This window comes from Bartonella ancashensis, from assembly GCF_001281405.1.
Classification (GTDB): domain Bacteria; phylum Pseudomonadota; class Alphaproteobacteria; order Rhizobiales; family Rhizobiaceae; genus Bartonella; species Bartonella ancashensis.
Window position 1 is genome coordinate 1207255 of record NZ_CP010401.1, and the last position, 25990, is coordinate 1233244.

Here is a 25990-nt window from a genome sequence, read left to right on the forward strand (position 1 = left end):
ACGTTGCCTAAAAAGGCTCTAATCACCGAAAAATAGGATAATCGACCAGAAAAATGAATCAATGAACCGGTAGAGTTTCACCATCATTTTCTGTCCTAGAAACTGTGGGTACGGTAGAAGGTTCTACCCACTCAATAGCCTCAGGGAAACGGACCAATGCATGCTTAAGAACTTCACTTATGTGATTTACTGGGATAATCTCCATACTATTTTTGATATCATCAGGTACATCAACTAAATCTTTTGCGTTTTCTTCAGGAATGAGAACTTTCTTGATCCCCCCTCGCAGAGCAGCAAGCAACTTTTCTTTTAACCCACCAATTGGTAAAACACACCCTCGCAGAGTAATCTCACCGGTCATTGCTACATCTTTTAGAACAGGTATTTCTGTTAAAATCGAAACAATTGCTGTAACCATCGCAATCCCAGCAGACGGGCCATCCTTAGGCGTTGCACCTTCCGGAACATGAACATGAATATCACACTTCTCAAAAAGTGGCGGTTCAATACCAAAATCAACGGCACGAAAACGTACATAAGATGCTGCCGCTGAGATAGATTCTTTCATAATATCACGTAAATTTCCGGTTACGATCATCTTCCCCTTACCTGGCATCATGACACCTTCAATAGTCAAAAGCTCTCCACCAACTTCAGTCCATGCAAGTCCAGTAACAACTCCAATTTGATTTTCACCTTCGATTTGACCAAAGCGATAACGCCTAACACCTAAAAAGTCATCTATGTTTTTCTCTGTAACACTCACAGACTTCTTTTTATCTTTTATAATTCTTGTAACTGACTTACGTGCCAACTTCATGAGCTCTCGCTCAAGACTACGAACACCTGCTTCTCGCGTATAAAATTGAATGACCGACCTTATTGCATCATCAGAAACACTGAACTCCTTTTTGGACAAAGAATGATCCTTTAGCGCCTTCGGCAAGAGATGCCTCTTAGCAATCTCCACCTTTTCATACTCGGTGTAACCGGCAATGCGAATGATCTCCATACGGTCCATGAGTGGACCTGGAATATTCAGCGTATTTGCAGTAGCAACAAACATAACATCAGAAAGATCATACTCCACCTCTAAATAATGATCAACGAATGCACCATTTTGCTCAGGATCAAGAACCTCTAATAAAGCTGAAGAAGGATCTCCACGAAAATCTTGCCCCATTTTATCAATTTCATCAAGTAAAAAGAGCGGATTGGTTTTCTTAGCCTTTTTCATAGATTGGATTATTTTTCCTGGCATAGACCCTATATAAGTCCGACGATGCCCACGGATCTCCGCTTCATCACGAACACCTCCCAGTGAAACACGAACGTACTCCCGCCCCGTTGCTTTTGCAATAGAACGCGCTAATGACGTTTTCCCAACGCCTGGAGGACCTAAGAGGCAAATGATTGGCCCCTTTACTTTTAAAGATCTACTTTGTACCGCAAGATACTCTACAATTCGCTCTTTCACCTTTTCGAGACCAAAGTGCTCACTGTCCATTACTTTTTCAGCAAAATTTAAATCGCTCTTAATCTTCGATTTTTTCCCCCAGGGTACAGCTAAAATCCAGTCGAGGTAATTACGGACAACTGTTGCTTCTGCAGACATAGGAGACATATTCCGAAGCTTTTTAAGCTCTGCTTCAGCTTTTATGCAAGCTTCTTTTGATAATTTCGTTTTCTTGATTCGACTCTCTATCTCAGACAATTCATCACGACCATCATCACCCGTCCCCAATTCTTTCTGAATAGCCTTTAATTGCTCATTTAAGTAGTATTCTCTCTGAGTCTTCTCCATCTGCCTTTTAACATGCGAACGAATCCGCTTTTCAACTTGCAAAACAGAGATCTCTCCTTCCATAAAAAAAAGCACACGTTCCAAGCGATCTCTTACAGAAAATAGAGCTAATATTTCTTGCTTCTCTGGAAGCTTAATAACCAAATACGAAGCAACAGTATCTGCAAGCTTAGAAGGATCATCAATCTGACTAACCGCATTTACAATTTCAGGAGAAATCTTCTTATTAAGCTTCACGTAATTCTCAAAATAAACGACAACCGATCGAAAAAGAGCCTCAATTTCAATCTCATCTTCTTCAGATTCCGCCACAACAGTTGCATACGCTTGGTGGTACTCTTCATTTGCGGTAAAATGAACAATCTTGGCACGAGCCTTCCCTTCAACCAAAACTTTAACAGTTCCATCAGGAAGCCTCAAAAGTTGAAGAACATTAGCAAAAGTACCGATATCATAAATATCCTCTGGTTTTGGATCATCTGCAGCAGCATTTTTTTGGGTTGCCAATAATATTGGCTTATTTGCTGCCATTGTTTTTTCAAGAGCATGTATTGACTTCTCCCGCCCTACAAAGAGTGGAACAATCATATGTGGAAATACAACAATATCGCGAAGGGGTAAAACAGCATAAGCTTCCTCTGCTGTCCCCTGTATCTCTCCATTAATATGTTGCATACTTTTCCTTTCCGAAACCTATGATGATATTCATCACACAGATTACTTTCAAAACCTGAACCCCCACCCCTGCAATAGAGAAGATGGTAACAAATGATAAACAAATCAAGTACTGTGCTAACAAGCTTAGAAATATCTTATTTCCAAATATCCCTTTTTACTAATTTATACAGCTAGCTACAGCAACACTACGCAGATACATTTTCTTTGTTTTTTACACATTCTGAATAAATATATAACGGCTGAGCTTTTTCCTCAACAACATCGCTTGAAATCACAACTTCTCGTACACCTTCGAGAGATGGTAACTCAAACATGGTATCAAGAAGAATCTTTTCCATAATAGAGCGTAACCCACGAGCGCCAGTTTTTCGCTCAATCGCCTTACGAGCAACTGCCCGTAAAGCATCTTCATGAAATGTTAACTCGACATTCTCCATCTCAAAAAGATACTGATACTGTTTCACTAAAGCATTTTTTGGTTGCGACAAGATCCTAAATAGCGCGTTAATATCCAAATCTTCTAAAGTAGCTATAATAGGAAGACGACCTATAAATTCTGGAATCAAACCAAACTTCACAAGATCTTCGGGTTCTAAATCATGAAAAATTTCTCCAACTCGACGCTCATCTTGTGCCTTAACTGTAGCAGAAAAACCTATTGAGGTTTTTTCACCACGTCCCGAGATAATCTTCTCTAAACCAGCAAACGCTCCCCCACAAATAAACAAGATATTCGTAGTATCAACCTGCAAAAATTCTTGCTGCGGATGCTTACGCCCACCTTGTGGAGGAACAGAAGCAACTGTTCCTTCCATAATTTTTAGTAAGGCTTGCTGAACACCTTCACCTGAAACGTCTCTCGTTATAGAGGGATTGTCAGCTTTGCGAGAAATTTTATCAACTTCATCAATATATACAATACCGCGCTGCGCGCGTTCAACATTATAATCAGCTGCTTGAAGAAGCTTTAAAATGATATTTTCAACATCTTCACCTACGTACCCAGCCTCAGTCAAAGTGGTAGCATCTGCCATAGTAAAAGGCACATCAATGATACGTGCTAAAGTCTGTGCCAAATAAGTTTTACCACACCCTGTTGGTCCCACAAGAAGAATATTTGATTTTGCTAACTCAATAGCATTGCTCTTAAATTGGTGTGCGAGCCGCTTGTAATGATTATGGACAGCAACAGAAAGAACACGTTTTGCATACTTCTGACCAATCACATAATCATCAAGAACCTCTATAATTTCCTGTGGGGTAGGAACACCATCACGTGCCCTAATATTTGAAGACTTATTTTCTTCACGGATAATGTCCGTACAAAGCTCCACGCATTCATCACAAATGAATACAGTGGGACCCGCAATAAGTTTACGTACCTCATGCTGACTCTTTCCGCAGAATGAGCAATAGAGAGTGTTCTTCGATTCGCTCCCACTATTGCTAATTTTGCTCATTTCATTTTCCTTTCACTCCAACATAGAAATACTTTCTTCCTTTATTAAAGAAGTTTTTTATAATTACAAATACAAAGATACACTCAAACATACAAACGCCGTATTATTTTCAAATAACCTATATCTTAAAGTAGCTATTTTAAGGGCAGCCTTTGTTTACTTCAACGATGTGTAACTTAAAAAACTTCTAATCTTCTTCTTGAGATTCTGCACGACACTGAATAACATCATCAATTAAACCGAATGCCTTCGCTTCTCCTGCTCTCATAAAATGATCACGGTCAAGAGTTTTCTCAATAACTTCATAGCTTTGTCCTGTATGATGAACATAAATCTCATTCAAATGACGCTTCATCTTTATAATATCTTGTGCATGCCGTTCAATATCAGAGGCTTGACCCTGAAAGCCCCCAGATGGCTGATGCACCATTACACGAGCATTCGGCAATGAAAAACGACGACCCTTCTCTCCAGCTGTTAAAAGTAATGATCCCATAGATGCAGCTTGCCCCATACATAACGTTGAAACAGGAGGACGGATAAACTGCATAGTATCATAAATTGCCATGCCAGACGTCACAACACCACCAGGAGAATTGATGTATAAACTAATTTCTTTTTTAGGATTTTCTGCCTCTAAAAAGAGCAATTGAGCACACACAAGTGTTGCCATACCATCTTCAATAGGACCATTAATAAAAATAATCCGCTCTTTTAGGAGACGAGAAAAAATATCATAAGCACGCTCACCACGATTAGTTTGTTCAACAACCATGGGTACCAAATTTAAAGCCGTTTTTACAAGATCACTCATCTATTTACTTCCATCGATATTTAAGAATCGCCATTTTATATGCTAACTGAGCTATTCATAAGCCAACACCACTCTCTCATGCAAGCCACAATGAGCCGCAACAAAGAAAGATTACAATGCCAGCAATTAATCAATACTCAGAACGAATACCGTCAAAAAAACTCATCCTAATCAAAACAAAATTTTTCTCTGCGATAGCAAAATAACCTCAGGGGCCCCTCTACCATTCAAGAAACTTTATATGCATAAAGTCTAAGATGACATCGTATCTTTCGTGAAAAACTATGCTGTTTAAAAATTACCATTACTAATTTTTGATTTCATAATTCGAATCCAACTTTAAAAAGCTAATCTCTTTCTTCCAACTAAACAAAGAAAAAACAAAAATCTAACTAATAAAAATTACCCTTACCTCTACCAAATAAGTACAGGGGATTTTTATATTGGGATCATTAAATTGCAAAAAATATTCTAGATTAATACATTCAAACACCATGAGGTACATCTCTTTGTATATCAACTTTGCCTTATGCCTCAGCAAATACACTCAAAACTTTATGCACTAAAAGTACTCTAAACTGACGCGAAATAATTGCTCAACATGACGGACACTTTCAGAAAGTGCAAAAATCACTACACGGTCACCAGGCAAGATTCTTGTATCCGACAATAGTTGCACCATAGTTTTATTACGATAAATCGCACCAATTCTTAAACCATCTGGTAAATTAAGATCTAACAATAATTTTCCAACCAATGCAGAAGTTTTCATTACCTCTGCTTCAATAATTTCTGCAGCACCATTAAAAACTGAATGAACAGCACGAATTCTACCGCGCCGTACTTGTTGTAAAATTTTTGATATAGTTGCACTGAGAGGGTTAAAATGTGCATCCACACCAACAGCACGGCCAATTTCTTGATAGGCAGCATTATTAATTAACACCATATTAGCCTTACATCCTAACCTCTTAGCTATAATCGCACTCAACAGATTAACCTGATCTTGATTGGTTAACGTAATTATGAGATCAGCTTGATCAATTCCTGCTTCTTGAAGAATTAAAGGATCCAGCACATTACCACACAAAACAGTTGTTTTTTCAAGTTGATCAGCGATTATCAATGCTCTCTCTTTACACGCTTCTATGATTTTCAATTTTAATTTATGCAAACGTTTTTCAATTGATTGAGCAACATAAAGACCTATATGACCACCCCCTGCAATGATCATGCGATGTGCTTTTTGCTCCTTATGACCAAAAAGTCCAAGTGCACGACGCACTTGATCACGGGATGAAACAAGATATGTAACATCACCAACACACAATTGTGTATCCGAATGCGCTATCAGTAACTCTGAACCGCGCTTGATAGCAGTAACTGTTGTTTGAAGATTTGGAAACAATTCTGTTAATCGCCGTAAAGGTGTATTAATAACAGGACAATCCTCCATGCATTCTAAAGCTAACGCAACAACATTATCATCACAAAAATGCAAAACGTTCACTGCTTCCGGCAGGACTATGCGGCGCAGAACCATCTCTCCAACTTCTATTTCCGGTGAAATTACAACATCAATAGGGATATTTTCTCTTGCAAAAAGAGTCTTGTACGATGGCTCTAAATACGATTGTGAACGAATCCGCGCTATCTTTGTGGGAATATTAAACAGTGAATGAGCGACCTGGCAAGCAACCATATTCACTTCGTCAAACAAAGTTGCCGCAATAAACATATCAGCCTTATCAGCACCCGCGGCTAACAAAACTTCTGGATGAGAAGCATGACCAACAAAGCTTCTAACATCTAACAGGTCACGAATTCTCTCGACCAATTTTTCTTCAATATCTATAACAGTGATGTCGTGATTCTCAGCACAAAGGCGTTCTGCCATCCCGTAACCAACTTGTCCTGCTCCACAAATAATAATACGCATTGACCTATGAAATCCCTAGTGCCTTAAGCTTCCGATGCAAAGCTGAACGTTCCATACCTATAAATTCAGCGGTACGCGATATATTACCACCTAAACGACTAATCTGTGCTATCAAATACTTCTTCTCAAACAATTCGCGCGCTTCACGCAACGGCAAGTCCATTATATTTTGATCTGTTTCCATCTGGATACTCGGAAAAGAATCACTCACTTCAGCAGGAAGTAGTTCTGGTGTTATTGGACCATCACCATCGCGTGCTAAAATAAGAAGGCGTTCAATATTGTTACGTAACTGACGCACATTTCCTGGCCAATTATGTGCTTGCAAAACCGCAATAACATCATCACTAATTGCACGAAATTTAATGCCAACCTGTTGAGATATAATTTTTACAAAATAGTGAACAAGCTCCGGAATATCTTCGCGATGTGCACACAATGGAGGAACAGAAATAGGAATAACTGAAAGCCGATGAAACAAGTCTTCTCTAAACCGTCCATCAGCAATCAAGCTTTCAAGATTTTGCGCTGTTGAAGAAATTATACGCACATCTACCCTAACACGCTTCGTACCCCCAACTCTCTCAAACGTCTGAGTTGTCAACACTTGAAGAATCTTACTCTGAGTTTCATGCGGCATATCTGCAACTTCATCGATATAGAGTATCCCACCGTGCGCTTCTTCCAACGCACCAATTTTACGTTCTCCACCCTCCATTTCATTTCCAAATAATTCTATTTCCATCCTTTCAGAAGTCATTGTTGCAGCATTTATTGTGATAAAAGGTCCTATGGAACGTTCTGAACGTGCATGAATAGCACGTGCGACTACTTCCTTTCCTGCACCTGAAGGACCAGTGATCATTACACGACTATTTGTTGGAGCAACCTTTTCCACAATTTGACGCAACTGCTTCATAACTGTCGATTTTCCAAGTAGCATAGGGGTTTCAATCGATCGTTTCCGTAACCCTAAAAGCTCCTGTTTTAATTTTGAGTTTTCAAGAGCTCGCTCAGCAACCAATATAAATCGATCCGCTTTGAAAGGTTTTTCAATGAAATCGTACGCTCCTCGTTTGATAGCAGAAACAGCCATCTCAATATTACCATGACCAGAAATCATAACTACTGGAAGAAATGGATATCGAGCCTTTATCTCATCAAGAAGTGCTAAACCATCGAGACGGCTTCCCTGCAACCAAATATCTAAAAAGACTAACTTTGGAACACATTCATTAATTTGTGTCAAAGCTTCATCAGAATTACATGCAACACGCGCTCTGTACCCTTCATCATCCAAAATACCAGAAACGAGTTCACGAATATCTGCCTCATCATCAACAACTAAGATATCTGATACCATACCATTCCCTTATTTTATGATTTACAGCCTATATTATTCATCCTTATTTGCTGAAAAACCATACGAACCATCGCACCACGACCTTCATAAAAATCACCTGGTGCATCATGCAATTCCATATAACCGCCGTGATCTTCAATAATTTTTCGTACTATAGCTAACCCAAGCCCTGTGCCTTTTTTTCGTGTTGTTATATAGGGTTCTAACAACTTTTGCCTCTTTTCTTTGGGAAGCCCCTTGCCGTTATCAATAACATCAACAAATAAACAATCCTCTTGGTGATAAGAACGTACCAAAATATGACCGTAAATACCTTCCTCTCTCACAATTGAATCAATTGCTTCACTAGCATTTTTTATGACATTACTGAAAGCCTGAACAATGAGACGATTATCAAACTCACCTATAAGCGGCACATTACCTAAATCTTGTTCAAAATGAATATCATGTCGGACAACCTCTATCAAAAAACATGCTTCACGGAGCAACCCACGGACATCTAAAACACGCATCTGTGGTTTAGGCATACGTGCGAAAGAGGAAAACTCATCGACCATACGCCCAATATCCCCAACTTGTCGCACGATTATATCTATACACCGATCAAAAACTTCCCTATCTTGCGTAATAGCTTTATCATAACGCCTACGAATACGTTCGGCAGATAATTGAATAGGTGTCAATGGATTTTTGATTTCATGCGCAATACGACGTGCAACGTCTGCCCACGCTGATGAGCGTTGTGCTTCTACAAGATCTGTAATGTCATCAATTGTCAAAACCCATGACTGTCCTTGTCCGTCTTCCTCCTCCATCGTAATTTGCATATTACAGACACGTTCCTTACCTGCAACACTTAAGGTTACTTGCTCACTATGATTTTTACGTCCCGATGCACGGACAAATTCAAAAACTCGCCCGATTTCAACACTTAATGATAAAAGATTTCGCCCAACGACCTGATCAGAATTAACACCAAACATCGTTTCAATAGATCTATTAATAATAGTAACTTCACCATTATCATCAATCCCAGCAACACCTGCTGTTACACCAGACAAAACAGCTTCAGAGAAACGCCGTCTCTCATCAATCTGATCGCGAACTGCTATCAGCTCATTACGCCGACTCTTCAGTTCACTCACCATGTAGTTGAAAGTTTTTGATAATTGACCAATATCACCATCTTTCGCACGCACTGGTACAAAAACATCCATGTTACCGGAAGCCACGTCATCAGCTGCACCAATAAGCAATCTAACAGGACGTACCAAACGATCCGCAACTGCAATACCAGCCCAAATAGCAGACAGGAGTAAACTTAAAAAAAGGCATAAATAAAGCATACCGAATGCAATCTGTGTTGGTAGACGATTTTCGTTAAGATCACGGTATCGATCCGTATTAACCTCAGTTAAACGTAAAGCAGATAAAACAGACCTATCAACATCACGAACTATGTATAAAAATGTGTTCGAAATATTGGTAAATTTCAGAATTATACCAAAATAATCATGCACTCCTGGTTGAAAAGAGAATGGTCTCGTACTAGTTGCCTGTTGAATAAGATTAGATGGAGGTATAGGCAACCTATCTTCATCACCAAGATCACTTGATGCAAAAATAGTACCTATAGAACTTAATAAAAATGCTCCACGGAGATTGCGACCTGCGGCGTGGCGCGTCAATTGCAACCTATATTCAGCTGGATTTCGTAACAAAAGCTCTTTATTATCAAGTGCAAAAGCCATAGCATAAGATAAATTCTTCAAATTTTGCAGCATTTCATCTGCGTAGGCGTTTGCTAAATCGATGGAAGATCCTACAATTTGCCGAGTTGTTGTATCAAACCATCGATCAAGCCCTAAATTCAGAGCGGGACCTGATACAAGAGCAACAGCGACAGCTGGTAATGTAGCTACGAGTGCAAATAATGAAATGAGACGCACATGAAGGCGCGAAGCCGCACGCTGCGAGCGCCATGCGTGCATGATGGGTATCACCTCATAAACAACAATAACAACCAACCCTAAAATCCAAATACTATTAACACCTATCAAGATCAATGTTACCGTTCTACTCGGAATGATAGGAGTCAAACCAACAAGAATGATAAATGAGATAGACGCTGTAAGTAACGCCAAAGTAATGATTACAGCACCTAAAAAAGTGTATACCCCACTTAAACGACGCGCCCCATCATTGTAAGTATTTTGATTTACGCTTTTGGAGTATACCATAGATGTTGAACTCATAATTCTCATACACTACCGACTTCATGTCACCCACATACCACTATGTAGAAAAAATGAATTCAACTACTATGGATATACAGCTAACCGATGAATTACAATAAACTTCATCTTTTTGAAAACAGCGCCGAGGATACTATCAATTAAGGGAATGTGCAAATCAACCAGAACTTTCTTAAAAAAAGATCAAAAACAAAGATCACAGTACTCATGTGAAAAGAGTTACCTCTTAAATAATGGAACGCATCTTATATTAATTTTTCAAATCTAGATTATTTTCTTAAAGATTTAAAAAAGATTGTTTATGGACAGCATAAAAATGCAATGGTAGCCTCAATCATACATATTTAATTGGTAATAGAAAAATTAATGAATTAATATTGAAATCTTATATTTTTTCTGAAAAATAATTTCCTCATAATGTGAATACATACAGCAGCTAGCTCCTCACACGTATATTCTTTATAATTCCTTTTTAAAACCTATTTAAAGGGGAAAAAATAAAACAGTTGTATAAACTTAAGGAGATTAAACATTTCTATTGCAGCAATTATATTAGCCGCAGGACGCGGAAACAGAGCAGGATCTTTTCTAAATGGCCCGAAACAGTATCAAATTTTGGGGAAAGAGCCTGTGGTTTGTCACGCTATACGCAGCTTTTTACAAAACTCAGCAATTACTTCCATTGTTTTGGTAATTCATCCAGATGACCGAAAAATATGTGAAGAAGCTGTAACTTCCTTTAGAGAACGTCTCATCATTGTTGAGGGAGGAGACACACGTCAAGCGTCTACCTTAAACGGACTGTATGCACTTAAAGATTTCAAGCCAAATTACGTTCATATTCATGATGGTGCTCGCCCCTTTGTTGATGATAAACTCCTTGAAAAAATCCACACCAATATCAATCATGAAAGGGGAATTCTTCCAGTTCTTCCTATCTCTGATACCCTTAAACGTATAAGCCATACGTATAGTGTTTTAGAAACGATTCCGTGTCCTCACCTTTATAGTGCACAAACACCTCAGTGTTTCCCATTCAAACTCATTCTAGCAGCACATGAACAAGCAAAGCGACTTTGCAAACAAAACTTTACCGACGATTCAGCAATTGCTGAGTGGTTTAAAATCCCCATATACGCCATTCCAGGTGATCCTGATAATATCAAAATAACATGGCAAGAAGACATTAAAAAAGCAAATTTACAACTATCTAAGAGACAGCAGATGTTCCCTAATATTCGCACCGGAAATGGCTATGATGTTCATTCTTTTGAAGAAGGGAATAGTGTCATATTGTGTGGTATAAAAATTCCTTTTGATAAAAAATTGAGTGGGCACTCAGATGCTGATGTTGCTCTTCATGCACTGACAGATGCTCTTCTAGCAACCCAAGGTGCTGGAGACATTGGTACACACTTTCCTGCTTCTGATCCCAAATGGCACAAAGCATCGTCGGAAATTTTTCTGCACCACGCCGTTAAAATAGTCAAAGAAGCAGGAGGGCGCATTGCCAATGTAGATATTACATTAATAGCTGAGAGACCTAAAATTACTACCTATCGCCATATTATGGTGGAAAATCTTATGAAGATACTTATGATTTCAGTGGATCGTATTTCCATTAAAGCGACAACAAATGAAAAATTAGGATTTATTGGTCGTGAAGAAGGAATTGCTGCTCTTGCAACAGCTACTGTCATTTATCCAGGAGAAACTCCAGAGTGACACATTTTAACAAAAGAAACTTGTTAATGCTTACATCTGTCACCAAAAAGGCATCACTCCCACTTACAAAACACGCAAAAAAGACCAAGATGTTGTTCCACTATACAAAAGCTAACTGATGCTTTTAAAATTCCTTAAAAACATTTGAGTTCCGTGTTTTGCCATAAATAATTTACAAAATTCACGATATTTCTTGGTAAATTATGTAACTGGAAAACCATAAATTTGGTGAGAACGCTCTTCAAAAGCATCTGCAAACTTACAGAAAGCAATATCAAACATTGATCCCATCAATAATCCAAACATTTTACTCTTAAACTCATAATCAATAAAAAATTCCACATCACACGCATTCATGCCCTCATCTTCGTAGAACCTCCAACGATTTTCGAGATACTTAAATGGGCCATCAATATACTTAACTTCAATGAGATTTTTGTTTGATTGCAGAAATATCTGAGTTGTAAAAGTTTCACGAATCATCTTGTAACCAACAGTCATATCAGCAATAAGTAGCGGACACCCTTCGCACTCTTTCCGAGAACGCACAACCAAATCCTCACACATTGGTACAAACTCTGGATAGCGCTGAATATCAGCAACAAGATCAAACATTTCTTTAGCAGTATGTAAAACTCTCCTACGTGTTGTAAAAATTGACATAACTTCCCTTTATCAAGAAAATTTCTCAATACGTGCTTTCTGCAAAATTTCAAAATCATCCCCTGCATGATGAGACGAACGCGTCAAAGGACTAGAAGCCGTATGCAAAAAACCCTTTGCTTTACCTATTTTAGAAAAAGACTCAAACTCATCAGGCGGAACAAAACGAACAACGGGATGATGCTTTCGTGTAGGCTGTAAATACTGTCCTATTGTCATAAAGTCTACATTAGCAGAACGTAAATCATCCATTAATTGAAGAACCTCATTTCGTTCCTCTCCAAAACCGACCATAATTCCAGATTTCGTAAAAATCGTTGGATCAATTTCCTTAACACGCTGCAACAAACGTAATGAATGAAAATAACGCGCACCTGGCCGCACTTTTAAATATTTCGACGGAACAGTTTCCAGATTATGATTAAAAACATCAGGTTTGGCAGAAACCACAATCTCCAATGCATGATCCTTGTGACGAAAATCAGGTGTAAGAACTTCAATTGTTGTACCCGGAGATTTACGACGAATAGCATAAATAACTTTTGCAAAGTGATGCGCTCCACCATCACAAAGATCATCACGATCAACGGAAGTAATCACAACGTGTTTTAATGCCATCTGAGCTACAGCATCTGCTACACGTTCCGGCTCATCATCATCAACTGCAAGTGGAATACCCGTTGCGACATTGCAAAAAGCGCAGGCTCTCGTACATATTTCACCCAAGATCATGAAACTAGCATGTCGTTTACTCCAACACTCACCAACATTTGGACAACCTGCTTCTTCACAAACTGTGACCAACTTATTAGCACGTACAATACTTCGCGTTTCCTGATATGCCTGTGATGTTGGTGCCTTAACACGAATCCAATCCGGTTTTTTTTCAACAGCGCTATCTGGACGGTGCGCCTTCTCAGGGTGACGTACACGCCTACTTGAAACATTATCAACTACCGTAACCATCTAAAACCCTTTTCAACACACAAAACACCAGTAGGAAATTACAAAGAAATACCTTTACATGATCTACTTAAGCATTCAGAACCCGACCATAGGCATCCAGTACACTTTCTTTCATCATTTCTGATAAAGTTGGGTGCGGAAAAACAGTACGCATCAGCTCTTCTTCTGTTGTTTCAAGATTCATTGCAACAACAAAACCCTGAATAAGTTCTGTCACTTCCGCTCCAACCATGTGAGCACCCAAAAGCTGTCCCGTTTTTTTATCAAAAATGGTTTTAACCAATCCTTGATCTTCGCCTAAGGCAATTGCTTTACCATTAGCAGAGAAAAAATAACGACCAACACGCACATCATAACCTGCTTCCTTCGCTGCTGCCTCCGAGAAGCCTACAGAAGCAACTTGCGGCGTACAATATGTGCAGCCTGGAATTTTCCTTCTATCAAGCGGATATATATCTTCCAAACCTGCAATATGTTCAACACATATGACACCTTCTTCTTCCGCTTTATGTGCTAACATAGGAGGACCTGCAACATCACCAATGGCGTAAATACCCTCTATACCTGTCCAACTCCACTCATCCGTTACAATGCACCCTCGATCAATTTTTATACCCAAGGATTCTAACCCAAGATTTTCGACATTACCTTGCACTCCAACAGCTGAAATGAGTCGATCGACTATCATCGTTTCTACCCGACCCTTAACATCAATATGCGCCGTAATATTATCCGAGCTTTTCTCAACTTTCACAACCTTTGCTTCAGTTAAAATGTTGATACCCTTCTTCTCTAACTGTTTACGTGCAAATACTGAAATCTCTACATCCTCAATTGGCATGATGTGCGGCATCATTTCAACGACAGCAACCTTTGACCCCATACCGTTATAAAAGGAGGAAAACTCAATGCCAATCGCTCCAGAACCTATAACCAGAAGCTTTTCTGGTATCGCTCTTGGTACCATAGCGTCAAAATAATTCCAAATAAGCTTTCCATCTGGTTCAATACCAGGAATAGCTCGTGGACGCGCACCAGTAGCAACAATTATGTGCTTGGCCTGATAAACACCTTCACCTAACACATCTTTGGGCACAGAATTTTGTGGTTGCATAGCTAACTTCGATGATGGAGAGACCAAAATTTCAGCAAACTGACTACCTTTAGCTCTTTTTGTTAATTTTGCTTCACCCCAAATAAGATCAATTTTGTTCTTTTTTATCAAAAAACCAACACCAGCATTTAAACGTGCGGACACTCCGCGTGAACGTGCAACAATCTTTTCAATATCAGCTTTAATAGAACCGCTAATCTCTAGCCCATAATCTTTAGCATGCTCGGCAAAGTGCTTTATTTCCACTGAACGCAAAAGCGCTTTTGTTGGAATACAGCCCCAATTTAAACAAATTCCTCCTAAATGCTCACGCTCAACAATAGCAGTCTTAAAACCACACTGCGCTGCACGAATTGCAGTTACGTATCCGCCTGGCCCTGAACCAATTACAATTACATCATAAAGATTTCCCACAGCAATCCCTTCCCATGGATACATACGCAACGAACCAAACTACTGAAGTTTAGTAAAAAAACAACAGCACAAGCCCTCCCGCGTATCTTATTCAAACACCAAAAAACATTCCCAAACAAAAAATTACTAAACCACAGCTAAAACATTCAGGCTTACTAACTTCAATTACCACATCATATACTTTTTATCGTTACGAATATTAGTATAAAATCGCAAGAATACCTAGATCAACATTAATAATGGATTTTCAATCATCCTTTTAAAAGTTTGAATAAGTTCCGCCGCCAATGCTCCGTCAACAGCACGATGATCAACAGAAAGCGTTACTGACATCACTGTTGCTACTGCCAAGATATCGTCCTTAACAATTGCACACCTCTCACCTGCACCAATCGCAAAAATTGTTGCATGTGGAGGATTAATAATGGCAGAAAAACTCTGAATACCGTACATTCCCATATTTGAAATTGCCGCTGTCCCTCCCTGATATTCTTCTGGCTTTAGCTTATTATCACGCGCACATGCAGCAAGACTCTTCATTTCATTAGAAATAACTTGTAAAGGTTTTTCTTCCGCACAACGAACAATCGGTGTAATCAGCCCATTTGGAACAGAAACGGCAACAGCAATATCGCAATGTTTATGATAAAGCATTCCCTCTTCAAGCCACGATACATTAGCATCAGGAACATTTTTCAAGGATAATGCAACAGCCTTAATGACCATGTCATTAACAGATAATTTATAAGCAGGCTTTACACCCTCTTGTGTTTCAATCATCGGAGCAACGGCATTAAGTTCCGCACGCAATTTTAATAACGAATCAAGCTCACAATCCACACTTACGTAAAAATGAGGTACCATCTGTTTTGATTCGACCAAACGCTTGGCTATCGTCTTACGCATGCTGCTATGAGGTACGACGGTATATTCATCTTTTCTGAATAATTTCATTATCTGCCCATCAGAAATACTTGAAGCCATTGGCTGGCTGCTCCGCGGTGAGTAAGTAGTTTTTAAATCATCACCACTTAAAATCTTCTCCACATCACGCTTGATAATTCGCCCATGAGGACCAGTTCCCGAAATACTTAATAAATCAAGACCAGCCTGAGCAGCTAATTTTCGTGCTAATGGGGATGCAAAAACACGCAAATTACCTCTATCTCCTTGCAATAAAGTTTGAGATAGTTGTGTATTAGAAATAAGCTTTTCATTTTTCTCAGTATTTGACCTTTGTGTCGAAACACGAGATTCATCTTCTACAATTTTTGCTGCTTGAGCTGGATCCTCACCTTCCTCTGCTAGTATCATGATTAAAGCATTAACTTTAACTCCTTGTGTTCCAGCAGGAACGACAATCTTAGCAACAATTCCATCATCAATAGCCTCTACTTCCATTGTTGCTTTATCTGTCTCAATTTCAGCAATCACATCACCAGAATGAACCTTGTCTCCCTCTTTAACATTCCACTTTGATAAATTACCTTCTTCCATCGTGGGAGAAAGTGCAGGCATTGTAATCCTAATAGGCATGATGTTTCCCTCCGTTATGCTTTATAAGTCACAGCCTTAACGGCCTCAACAATTTCAGGAATACTTGGTAGAGCCAATTTTTCAAGATTAGCAGCATAAGGCATGGGGACGTCTTTTCCAGCAATCGTTAAAACTGGAGCATCAAGATAATCAAAAGCTTGCTGCATAACACGCGTTGCTATCTCAGTTCCAACAGATGACTGAGGATAACCTTCCTCGATTGTTACCAACCGACCTGTCTTTTGAACTGATGTACAAATTGTTGGTAAATCCATAGGACGAATAGAACGTAAATCAATCAATTCAACATCGATACCTAATTTCTCAATCTCAGGGAGAGCTTGAACAGCATAGTGCATTCCAATTCCACAAGCCACAACCGTTACATCTTTCCCTAATTTATGAATGCGTGCCTTACCAATAGGCAAAATAAAATCATCTATCTTTGGCACCTCAAATTGGTGACCATAAAGAATCTCATTTTCGAGGAAGACAACGGGATTGTCATCACGAATAGCAGCTTTCAACAAACCTTTTGCATCTGCTGCACTATAAGGCATAACAACTTTTAAACCAGGAATATGACCATACCATGCAGCATAACACTGTGAATGCTGAGCACCAACGCGCGCAGCAGCACCATTAGGACCACGAAACACTATAGGTGCAGACATCTGCCCACCAGACATATAACGGGTTTTTGCAGCTGAATTTATAATCTGATCAATTGCCTGCATAGAAAAATTAAACGTCATGAACTCAACAATAGGACGCAAACCAGCAAATGCAGCACCAACACCCAACCCCGCAAAGCCATGCTCTGTAATTGGAGTATCGATAACACGGCGAGCACCAAATTCTTCCAGTAAACCCTGACTCACTTTGTAGGCACCTTGATATTCTGCTACCTCTTCACCCATCAAAAATACCATATCATCACGACGCATTTCCTCTGCTATGGCTTGATTAAGAGCCTCACGCACTGTCATGGTAATCATCTCAGTACCTACAGGAATATCAGGATCACTAGCAGCACAAAACACAGGAAGCATAGAAGTCTGTGAAACAAGAATTGAAGGCTCATTACATAATTTTTGAGAAACTTCCTCTATTTGCGCAATATCCCCAACAGTTTCTCCCTCTTCTAACAAAATAGCAATTGGAGTATTTACCTTCACCCCTTCAGTTCCTTCAGAAATCAAAATCCTACCTATAACGCCTTCATCGACAGCTTCTATTTCCATAACAGCCTTGTCAGTTTCAATTTCAGCAACTACATCACCAGAACTAACTGAATCTCCTTCTTTTTTGAGCCATTTAGATAATTTCCCTTCTTCCATCGTCGGTGAAAGCGCTGGCATTAAAATATTGATAGACATACCTACTCCCTTTCACTTTAAACAAAAATGTCAGTGTAAAGCTCAAAAGCTTCTGGTTCTTGATCGTTTTGAGCAAAATCCGCCGCATCAGCGACAACCGCACGGACTTTTTTATCAATGGATTTTAGATCATCCTCACTAGCCCAACCTTTTTTAATAATTCTACTTTTTACCTGGTCAATCGGATCATGTTCTGTCCTAATTTTATCTACCTCATCCTTTGAGCGATATTTTGCTGGATCGGACATAGAATGTCCACGATAGCGGTAAGTTTGAATATCCAGAATAATAGGTCCCTTACCAGAACGAGCCCAAGAAACTGCTTCATCAGCAGCTCCTTTAACTGCACAAACATCCATACCATCAACAGAAATTCCCAGTATCTCAAAAGGAAGCCCCCTACGAGAAAAATCTACCCCAACAGATGACCGAGAAACTGATGTCCCCATAGCGTACTGGTTATTCTCAACAATGTAGACAGCAGGTAATTTCCACAATGCAGCCATATTGAAGCTTTCATAGACTTGTCCCTGATTCGCAGCACCATCACCAAAATAAATCAGCGCAACATTATCCTTACCAAGATACTGATTCGAAAAAGCTAGACCCGTGCCTATTGGTACCTGAGCACCAACAATACCATGCCCCCCATAAAAATTCTTTTCTTTAGAAAACATATGCATAGAGCCCCCTTTCCCCTTAGAAAAACCATTTCTACGCCCTGTTAATTCTGCCATAACTCCGCGTGGGCTCATACCGGCTGCTAACATATGGCCGTGATCACGATAGGATGTAATAATTTGATCACCCTCCTTTGCCGCCCTCAACGTACCCGTAACAACAGCCTCTTGCCCAACATAAAGATGGCAAAATCCACCAATGAGACCCATGCCATAGAGCTGACCCGCTTTTTCCTCAAAACGACGAATCAAAAGCATTTCACGATAAACATCGAGATCTTCTTCTTTTGTAAATCGAGCTACCCGTGCCTCTGTGCACACGGCCCTAGTACTATCTAACGATGCAGATAGTTGAACTGGTGCAGAGTTTTTTTTCACACGTTCTGCCATATCAAACTCCCTTCAACAATGCTTTGCAAATAACCTCTACGAACAAAAGTTACAAGCATTATAAATTAGCTCAAAGCATATTATGAGAAGCTTCCTTAGAATATCTTTTCAATTTCACTAGCCCAAAAACAAAACCAGAGTAGCAAGTTCATTCAGTTTAAGAATGATCTAAAATTCCTAAATAGCAACGAGCTATCATTCTACGGCAGGGGGTTACACTCCTTGCATTTCTTCAATGCAAACGAAACAATGATACTCAGCCAACCTGCAGGATCACGCTGATAAAGTCACTTCAATTTCCTATTACCAACCAGAATAGTAAAGTAAAGCCGACTTGCGGTTGTACTATGATGAAGCACAATGATCTCACAAGATGCTGCAATCCCGGTAGCCTAAAATGCTTCCCTTAGCACACAAAACTAACTGTAGAAAAAAGATACCCATTACCAACCAAAAAAGGAACTCCTCTTTAAGTTTTCTGATACCCTCTCAGTCGCTCTAACCACCCACAACAGAGCCAGAACAAGGGATAGATAAAAATTATCTATCCCCACACATTACCACACTTTTCTTCTCTAAGGCATACCATTTTTGGAAAGGCAATCTGTAAAAAAGTTTTTCTATATAACTCCATTTTACAAAGAACCCATACCTTCCCTTTTTCAAGATTGTAATAAAGAAAGAGGAACCATTGCCATAAGAAAGAATTATAAACAACCATAGACATCCTTCGAGCACACAAAAAAACCTACACTCTTAACAAAAATACTTTGGATTTAAGGATATTTCAGCCTTACCGGCCACTCCCATCATCACTGGGGAGAAACCAAAATTGTTAATTCATTCGGTTTGGAAAAATTCAAATTTTCTCGAACGTACTCGTCTAGCATATCCTTTTCGATGTGCCCATCATACAAAAGAGAAATGCGATTCTCAATAGATAGCCGCTCTGCCTCTATTTCCCGAAGCTTTTCCCTCAACTCAACTACACGCTCGTTAACGGCACCACGTGAATGAAGTCCGTATTCACCATGGTAAATATGATAACAGAAGTAACCTGCAACCAGAGCGGAAATAAATGGTAAAAAAAAACGTATCAAAGGAGACCTAGACTTCTGTTTTGTCCACATAAAAATCTAACCCTCCCAACATATCAACACCTAAGTCTCCACCCCTAAGCCCGAAATTTCATCACAAAAGTCAAAACTTATACTATGAACCAGCACCAATTCCAATCACCTGGCCCACATACTTGAAAGGGCTCCACGCAACTAAACCCTTAGCCGTCCAAATGGCAAAATACACCAGAAGCACTGCCCTCACGAGCTATCTCTGCAACACACAAGCCCCATACTTAACACGCCGACACCGACTTGTATAAACCATCGCCACCCGTACAATCACACATAAAAAAATCAACAAAAATTTTAACATCATTACTGTAAGGAGTTCCATTTTAACAAAAATATGACTCAACCCGAAAAAATAAGTATGGACTCTACTGCTAAATAATTACAAACTCATCCCATAATGGGACTGTACCCCTAACATTTCTTCAATACGGATAAGGTGATTATATTTCGCTAACCTATCTGATCGTGCTAATGAGCCCGTTTTAATTTGCCCACAATTAGTTGCAACAGCGAGATCTGCAATGAAAGCATCCTCCGTCTCACCCGAACGATGAGATATAACAGCACTATAACCCGCTTTGTGAGCTATCTCCACAGCATTAAGTGTCTCACTTAATGTACCGATTTGGTTAACCTTAATGAGAACAGAATTAGCTGCACCCATTGCAATACCATTACGCAAGCGTTCTGGATTTGTTACAAATAAATCATCACCAACAAGCTGACATTTTTTACCAATCGAACAGGTAAGAAGCTTCCAACCTTCCCAATCATCCTCTGCCATTCCATCTTCAATTGTAATGATCGGATAAGAATTAACGAGATAAGATAAATAATCTACCTGCTTTTGCACATCACGGCGCTTCCCCTCACCTTCATACAAATATAAATCGTCTTTATAAAACTCTGTTGAGGCGCAATCCAAACCAAGAGCGATCTGTTCACCTGGTTTATATCCACAGTCTATAATAGACTCCATAATAAACTCAATTGCCTGCTCAGCACTCTTTAAGTTAGGAGCAAAACCACCTTCATCACCAACATTGGTACTATGACCGGCATCCTTTAAACGATTTTTAAGTGTGTGGAAAATTTCACTGCCATAACGAACTGCTTCTTTAAAGGTAGGCGCCCCTACTGGAATGATCATAAACTCCTGAAAATCAATTGGATTATCAGCATGGACACCACCATTAATAATGTTCATCATAGGTGTAGGTAGAAGGCATGCATGCACCCCACCAATATAACGGTATAATGGAAGTCTCAATGATTTTGCTGCTGCTTTTGCAACAGCTAATGAAACTCCCAAAATAGCATTTGAACCAAGACGAGCTTTATTGGGTGTTCCATCTAAAGCAATCATCGCTTGATCAATAGCTATTTGATCTCTTGCATCCTTCCCGTTTAACTCGTTAAAAATTTCACCATTAACGGCAGAAACTGCTTTTTCAACACCTCTACCATGATAACGCTTACTACCATCACGCAACTCCACCGCCTCATGTGTACCAGTTGATGCCCCTGAAGGAACAATCGAGCGCCCTAGAATTCCATTTCCCAGGCGCACATCAACCTCCACAGTTGGATTACCACGGCTATCAAGTATTTCACGACCAGTGATACCTATAATTTTAGCCACGCAATCCTCCTAAATTTCTAAACATCACCAATCCCTTTAAACTGACAAAAAAACCTAACTCACTCACAACAAATAAAAACTCTACTTACTACACACTCAATTCATTTTTTTTGGCTAAACGGTCAAAATCCACCAAATTTTCAAGCAATTTTTGTAAGTGATCAATTTTTATCATATTGGGACCATCCGAGGGTGCATTATCTGGATCTTGATGTACTTCAAAAAAAACACCTGCGATACAAGTAGAAACAGCTGCACGCGCTAACACCTCAACAAATTTACGCTGCCCACCAGACGAATCGCCATTTCCACCTGGTTCTTGAACAGAATGTGTTGCATCAAAAATAACAGGTGCACCAAATGAGCACATAATTGGCAATGAACGCATGTCAGAAACAAGACGATTATAACCAAACGAAGTCCCGCGCTCACATAACATTACGTTAAGATTACCACTCTGAATTACCTTTTTTAAGACATTTTCCATATCCCAAGGTGCTAAAAATTGACCTTTTTTAACATTGATAATGCACCCTGTCCTTGCCGCCGCTATGAGTAAATTCGTTTGACGACACAAAAAAGCTGGTATTTGTAAAATATCTACAACATCCGCAACAACCGCACATTGTTCTTCGGTATGCACATCGGTCAGTACAGGACAACCAAACTCTTTTTTAATATCATCAAAAATAGTCATCGCTTTCTCAAGACCTATTCCCCGCGCTGCGTACAGGGACGTCCTGTTGGCTTTATCGTAACTTGATTTGTAAACGAAATTAATACCAATCTGATCGGTAATTTCTTTGATACGACCTGCCATTTCAAAAGCATGATCTCGACTTTCCATCTGACAAGGCCCCAAAATAAAAGACAACGGAGCCTTATTCGAAAAGACAACATTTCCAACTTTGACAGAATAATTAGGTTTAAGCACTCTATCCCTCATAAAATAAACCGACCTAGCCAGTTAAACGAGTCTGCTCTGCTCTATTGTGGCCTCAATAAAAGAAGAGAAAAGTGGATGCGGATCGAAAGGACGTGATTTTAATTCCGGATGATATTGAACACCTATAAACCACGGATGATCCGTATACTCTACTGCTTCTGGTAAAACTCCATCCGGAGACATCCCAGAAAAAATCAACCCAGACTGCTCTAATATATCTTTATAATGAATATTAACCTCGTAACGGTGACGATGACGCTCGTAAATATTGTTAGTACCGTAAATTTTGGAAATATGACTACCTTCTTTTAGTTGAGCTGCAAAAGCACCAAGGCGCATTGTACCACCTAAATTTCCGAATGCTGCACGTTTTTCAAGAACATCCCCCTTAAGCCACTCAGTCATCAAACCAACGACAGCATCCCTCGTTTCACAAAATTCACTTGATGAAGCACCCTCAATCCCTGCAATGTGACGCGCAACCTCAATACAAGCTAGTTGCATTCCAAAACAAATACCCAAAAAAGGAACTTTGTGTATACGAGCAAACTGAATCGCCCGAATTTTACCTTCAGCACCACGCGCGCCAAAAGCCCCAGGAACTAAAATTCCATGGACTTTTTGTAAGTAGGGTGCAGGATCATTTTTTTCAAACAATTCCGCCTCAATACACTCAATATTCACTTTCACCTTATTGGCTAGACCACCATGTGCAATCGCTTCCATGAGAGATTTGTAGGAATCTTTCAAACCTACATACTTCCCTACAACTGCAATCGTAACCTCCCCCTCAGGATGGTGAATCCTACATGCAATATCTTCCCAACGTTCCATCTGTGGCTTGGGAACAGGACTAATTCTAAAAACAGACAAAATTTCTGAATCCAAACCCTCTTTATGATACGCAATAGGCACATCATAAATCGTTGGAACATCCAATGCCTGAATCACAGCACTAGGACGAACATTGCAAAACAGAGACAATTTTCTCCGCTCCGTTTCAGGAATAGGACGATCTGAACGAACTAACAGAATATCAGGAGAAATACCAACTGACTGCAACTCTTTAACAGAATGTTGTGTCGGTTTAGTTTTTAATTCTCCTGCAGAAGAAATATAGGGCATTAGTGTAAGATGCATATAAGCGGTGCTTTGTCTCGGTAATTCATTGCGAAGCTGGCGTATTGCCTCAAGAAAGGGCATCGCTTCAATGTCACCAACTGTCCCACCTATTTCACATAGAACAAAATCAAACTCTTCACTATCTGCAACAATAAATGCCTTAATTTCATCTGTAACATGAGGAATGACCTGAACTGTCGCTCCAAGATAATCGCCGCGTCGTTCTCGTTCAATAACGTTGCGATAAATACACCCTGTCGTAATATTATCACGACGACTAGCAGAGCACCCCGTAAAACGCTCATAGTGACCAAGATCAAGATCTGTCTCAGATCCATCGTCAGTAACAAATACCTCACCATGCTGGTAAGGTGACATTGTTCCTGGATCAACATTCAAATAAGGATCGAGCTTGCGAATCCTCACCCGATACCCACGAGCCTGAAGAAGCGCAGCCAAAGCCGCAGCCGCAACACCTTTTCCGAGAGAAGAAACCACACCACCAGTAATAAAAACATAACGTGTCATGGGTTTGCAATGATAAGCATCTTATAACAATTTTTCCAGAAAAAAAACGCACAGCCCCTAACTTCACAGCATGAAAATAAAAAATCGCCCTATAAACGTGAACTACCCGCCAAAAATCTAGCTAAACCTCACCTTCATTTGGTATTGTCAAGCGGAAGCGGAATTGGACTTTCAACAGCCGAATCAGATGACCCTGCTTTCTGTGAAGACGCACCGCCTAATTGCTCAAAAATCGAAGGACCAGTTTCCTCCTTAGATGAAGGAATATTCTCTATTTCACCCTTATTTGTTGAATTCTTCTTTAAATCCATTGGAATACGATCAAGAATATCAGAGCCTGAGTTCGATATACTTCCAATAACAACAAGCGTAATAGATACGGCAAAAAAACAGGTTGCTAAAATAGCTGTTAAACGAGTCAATGCGCTCTTAGCACCACGTGTTCCCATAAACCCTGACCCACTGCTCACACCAAGACCACCGCCCTCGGATGGTTGAATCAAAACGACGCCTATCAGAGCAATAACAATTAGAAAATGTATAACAATCAGGACTGTTTGCATAACTTTGCCTCTTACAACCATACGCAAATGGGATACAAGTAGATCATTCACATGCAAATTGCAATCGTGCCTAACTACAAGCAGCAATTGCAATCTTCATTCACAGCTTACGATAAACATCGCAAACAGACAAAAAGTCAAGTCCTCTTAAACTTGCACCACCAATCAAAGCACCATTTACGTGAGCAACACCTAAAATTTCACGCGCGTTGGATGATTTCACTGACCCACCATAAAGTAACCGCATTGTGAGCCCATTTTCACCGAAACGGCAGCGCATTTTTTCACGGATAAAACCATGTACCTGCGCAATATCCGCCAAAGTAGGTATTTGACCTGTACCTATTGCCCATATAGGCTCATACGCGATGACAGTATTCCATGATGCAGCCCCATCTGGCACAGATTCCTCAAGTTGTCGCTCAAGAATATCTAGCACTCTACCATCTTTACGTTCTTCTAACGTTTCACCAATACAGATTATGGTAACAAGACCAGCCCGCCATGCAGCCTTTACTTTAGCACAAACAATTGAATCACTTTCACAATAAGCTACACGACGTTCTGAATGACCAAGAATAACGTGACTTGCTCCTGCTTCTTTAAGCATATGAGCCGAGATATCCCCCGTGTAAGGACCACTGTCACTAAAGTGGCAATCTTGTCCTCCTAAAAAAAGATTTTTGCCTTCCAATACACCGGAAGCACGAAATAAAAGCGTCCCTGGAACACAAATAAGTACTTCAAATGAACAATCCGAATCAGAACACACACCAGAAGCGATAGTGCGCAACTCTTCAAGAGATTCTCCTGTCCCATTCATTTTCCAATTTCCAGCAAGTAAAGGTTGAATACTGGGAATCATGTTTTTACCTC

General features: G+C 39.8%; 19 protein-coding genes. 1 reads left to right on the forward strand and 18 read right to left on the reverse strand.

Translation table 11 applies throughout. The features are described 5' to 3' along the window. Positions 1-58: 58 nt before the first annotated feature. From lon to PU02_RS05370, 6 genes are all read right to left on the reverse strand, one after another. Positions 59-2479, reverse strand: a complete 2421-nt coding sequence (gene lon / locus PU02_RS05345; RefSeq protein WP_053944401.1) for an endopeptidase La — start codon at positions 2477-2479, stop codon at positions 59-61. A gap of 188 nt (positions 2480-2667) precedes the next feature. Then, positions 2668-3942 carry an ATP-dependent Clp protease ATP-binding subunit ClpX gene (gene clpX, locus PU02_RS05350; protein ID WP_053944402.1) on the reverse strand — a complete coding sequence of 425 codons (1275 nt, stop codon included), beginning with the start codon at positions 3940-3942 and terminating at the stop codon, positions 2668-2670. A gap of 187 nt (positions 3943-4129) precedes the next feature. Then, positions 4130-4756: an ATP-dependent Clp endopeptidase proteolytic subunit ClpP gene (gene clpP / locus PU02_RS05355; RefSeq protein WP_053944403.1), complete on the reverse strand. Its 627-nt coding sequence runs from the start codon at positions 4754-4756 to the stop codon at positions 4130-4132. 562 nt (positions 4757-5318) lie between these two features. Continuing rightward, complete coding sequence (gene trkA / locus PU02_RS05360) at positions 5319-6695, reverse strand: Trk system potassium transporter TrkA (RefSeq protein ID WP_053944404.1); 1377 nt, start codon at positions 6693-6695, stop codon at positions 5319-5321. A gap of 4 nt (positions 6696-6699) precedes the next feature. After that, positions 6700-8058, reverse strand: coding sequence for a nitrogen assimilation response regulator NtrX (ntrX, locus tag PU02_RS05365; protein WP_053944405.1), 1359 nt, complete (start codon positions 8056-8058; stop codon positions 6700-6702). Between the two features lie 14 nt (positions 8059-8072). Further along, positions 8073-10313, reverse strand: a complete 2241-nt coding sequence (locus tag PU02_RS05370) for a sensor histidine kinase NtrY-like (protein WP_053944678.1) — start codon at positions 10311-10313, stop codon at positions 8073-8075. Between the two features lie 531 nt (positions 10314-10844). Between PU02_RS05370 and PU02_RS05375 the strand changes: the two genes are divergently transcribed. Continuing rightward, positions 10845-12038, forward strand: coding sequence for a bifunctional 2-C-methyl-D-erythritol 4-phosphate cytidylyltransferase/2-C-methyl-D-erythritol 2,4-cyclodiphosphate synthase (locus PU02_RS05375; protein ID WP_071628370.1), 1194 nt, complete (start codon positions 10845-10847; stop codon positions 12036-12038). 201 nt (positions 12039-12239) lie between these two features. On the opposite strand, the gene PU02_RS05380 is transcribed toward PU02_RS05375, so the two are convergent. The 12 genes from PU02_RS05380 to tpiA all read right to left on the reverse strand — a co-directional run bounded on the left by PU02_RS05380 (position 12240) and on the right by tpiA (position 25979). Then, entirely contained in the window at positions 12240-12701 is a 462-nt protein-coding gene (locus PU02_RS05380; RefSeq protein ID WP_053944406.1) for a type II toxin-antitoxin system RatA family toxin, read from the reverse strand. Between the two features lie 12 nt (positions 12702-12713). Next, entirely contained in the window at positions 12714-13667 is a 954-nt protein-coding gene (gene lipA, locus PU02_RS05385; protein ID WP_053944407.1) for a lipoyl synthase, read from the reverse strand. A 67-nt stretch (positions 13668-13734) separates the two neighbouring features. Further along, positions 13735-15195 (reverse strand): dihydrolipoyl dehydrogenase, encoded by a 1461-nt coding sequence (gene lpdA, locus PU02_RS05390; protein ID WP_053944408.1) that lies wholly within the window; start codon positions 15193-15195, stop codon positions 13735-13737. 222 nt (positions 15196-15417) lie between these two features. Then, a complete protein-coding gene (locus tag PU02_RS05395) occupies positions 15418-16731 on the reverse strand; it encodes a pyruvate dehydrogenase complex dihydrolipoamide acetyltransferase (RefSeq protein WP_053944409.1) in 1314 nt (437 codons plus the stop codon). A gap of 14 nt (positions 16732-16745) precedes the next feature. Further along, on the reverse strand, positions 16746-18110 hold the full coding sequence (locus PU02_RS05400; protein ID WP_053944410.1) for a pyruvate dehydrogenase complex E1 component subunit beta: 1365 nt from the start codon (positions 18108-18110) through the stop codon (positions 16746-16748). A 17-nt stretch (positions 18111-18127) separates the two neighbouring features. After that, positions 18128-19180, reverse strand: coding sequence for a pyruvate dehydrogenase (acetyl-transferring) E1 component subunit alpha (gene pdhA / locus PU02_RS05405; protein ID WP_053944411.1), 1053 nt, complete (start codon positions 19178-19180; stop codon positions 18128-18130). Between the two features lie 812 nt (positions 19181-19992). After that, positions 19993-20310: an FtsB family cell division protein gene (locus tag PU02_RS05410; RefSeq protein ID WP_053944412.1), complete on the reverse strand. Its 318-nt coding sequence runs from the start codon at positions 20308-20310 to the stop codon at positions 19993-19995. Positions 20311-20692: 382 nt separating this feature from the next. After that, the gene (eno, locus tag PU02_RS05415) at positions 20693-21955 is read right to left on the reverse strand and encodes a phosphopyruvate hydratase (RefSeq protein ID WP_053944413.1); all 1263 of its coding nucleotides are present in this window, start codon (positions 21953-21955) and stop codon (positions 20693-20695) included. Positions 21956-22043: 88 nt separating this feature from the next. Then, the gene (kdsA, locus tag PU02_RS05420; protein ID WP_053944414.1) at positions 22044-22889 is read right to left on the reverse strand and encodes a 3-deoxy-8-phosphooctulonate synthase; all 846 of its coding nucleotides are present in this window, start codon (positions 22887-22889) and stop codon (positions 22044-22046) included. A 33-nt stretch (positions 22890-22922) separates the two neighbouring features. Next, entirely contained in the window at positions 22923-24551 is a 1629-nt protein-coding gene (locus PU02_RS05425) for a CTP synthase (protein ID WP_053944415.1), read from the reverse strand. Between the two features lie 134 nt (positions 24552-24685). Next, positions 24686-25114: a preprotein translocase subunit SecG gene (secG, locus tag PU02_RS05430; protein WP_053944416.1), complete on the reverse strand. Its 429-nt coding sequence runs from the start codon at positions 25112-25114 to the stop codon at positions 24686-24688. Between the two features lie 100 nt (positions 25115-25214). Next, the gene (gene tpiA / locus PU02_RS05435) at positions 25215-25979 is read right to left on the reverse strand and encodes a triose-phosphate isomerase (RefSeq protein ID WP_053944417.1); all 765 of its coding nucleotides are present in this window, start codon (positions 25977-25979) and stop codon (positions 25215-25217) included. Positions 25980-25990 lie beyond the last annotated feature (11 nt).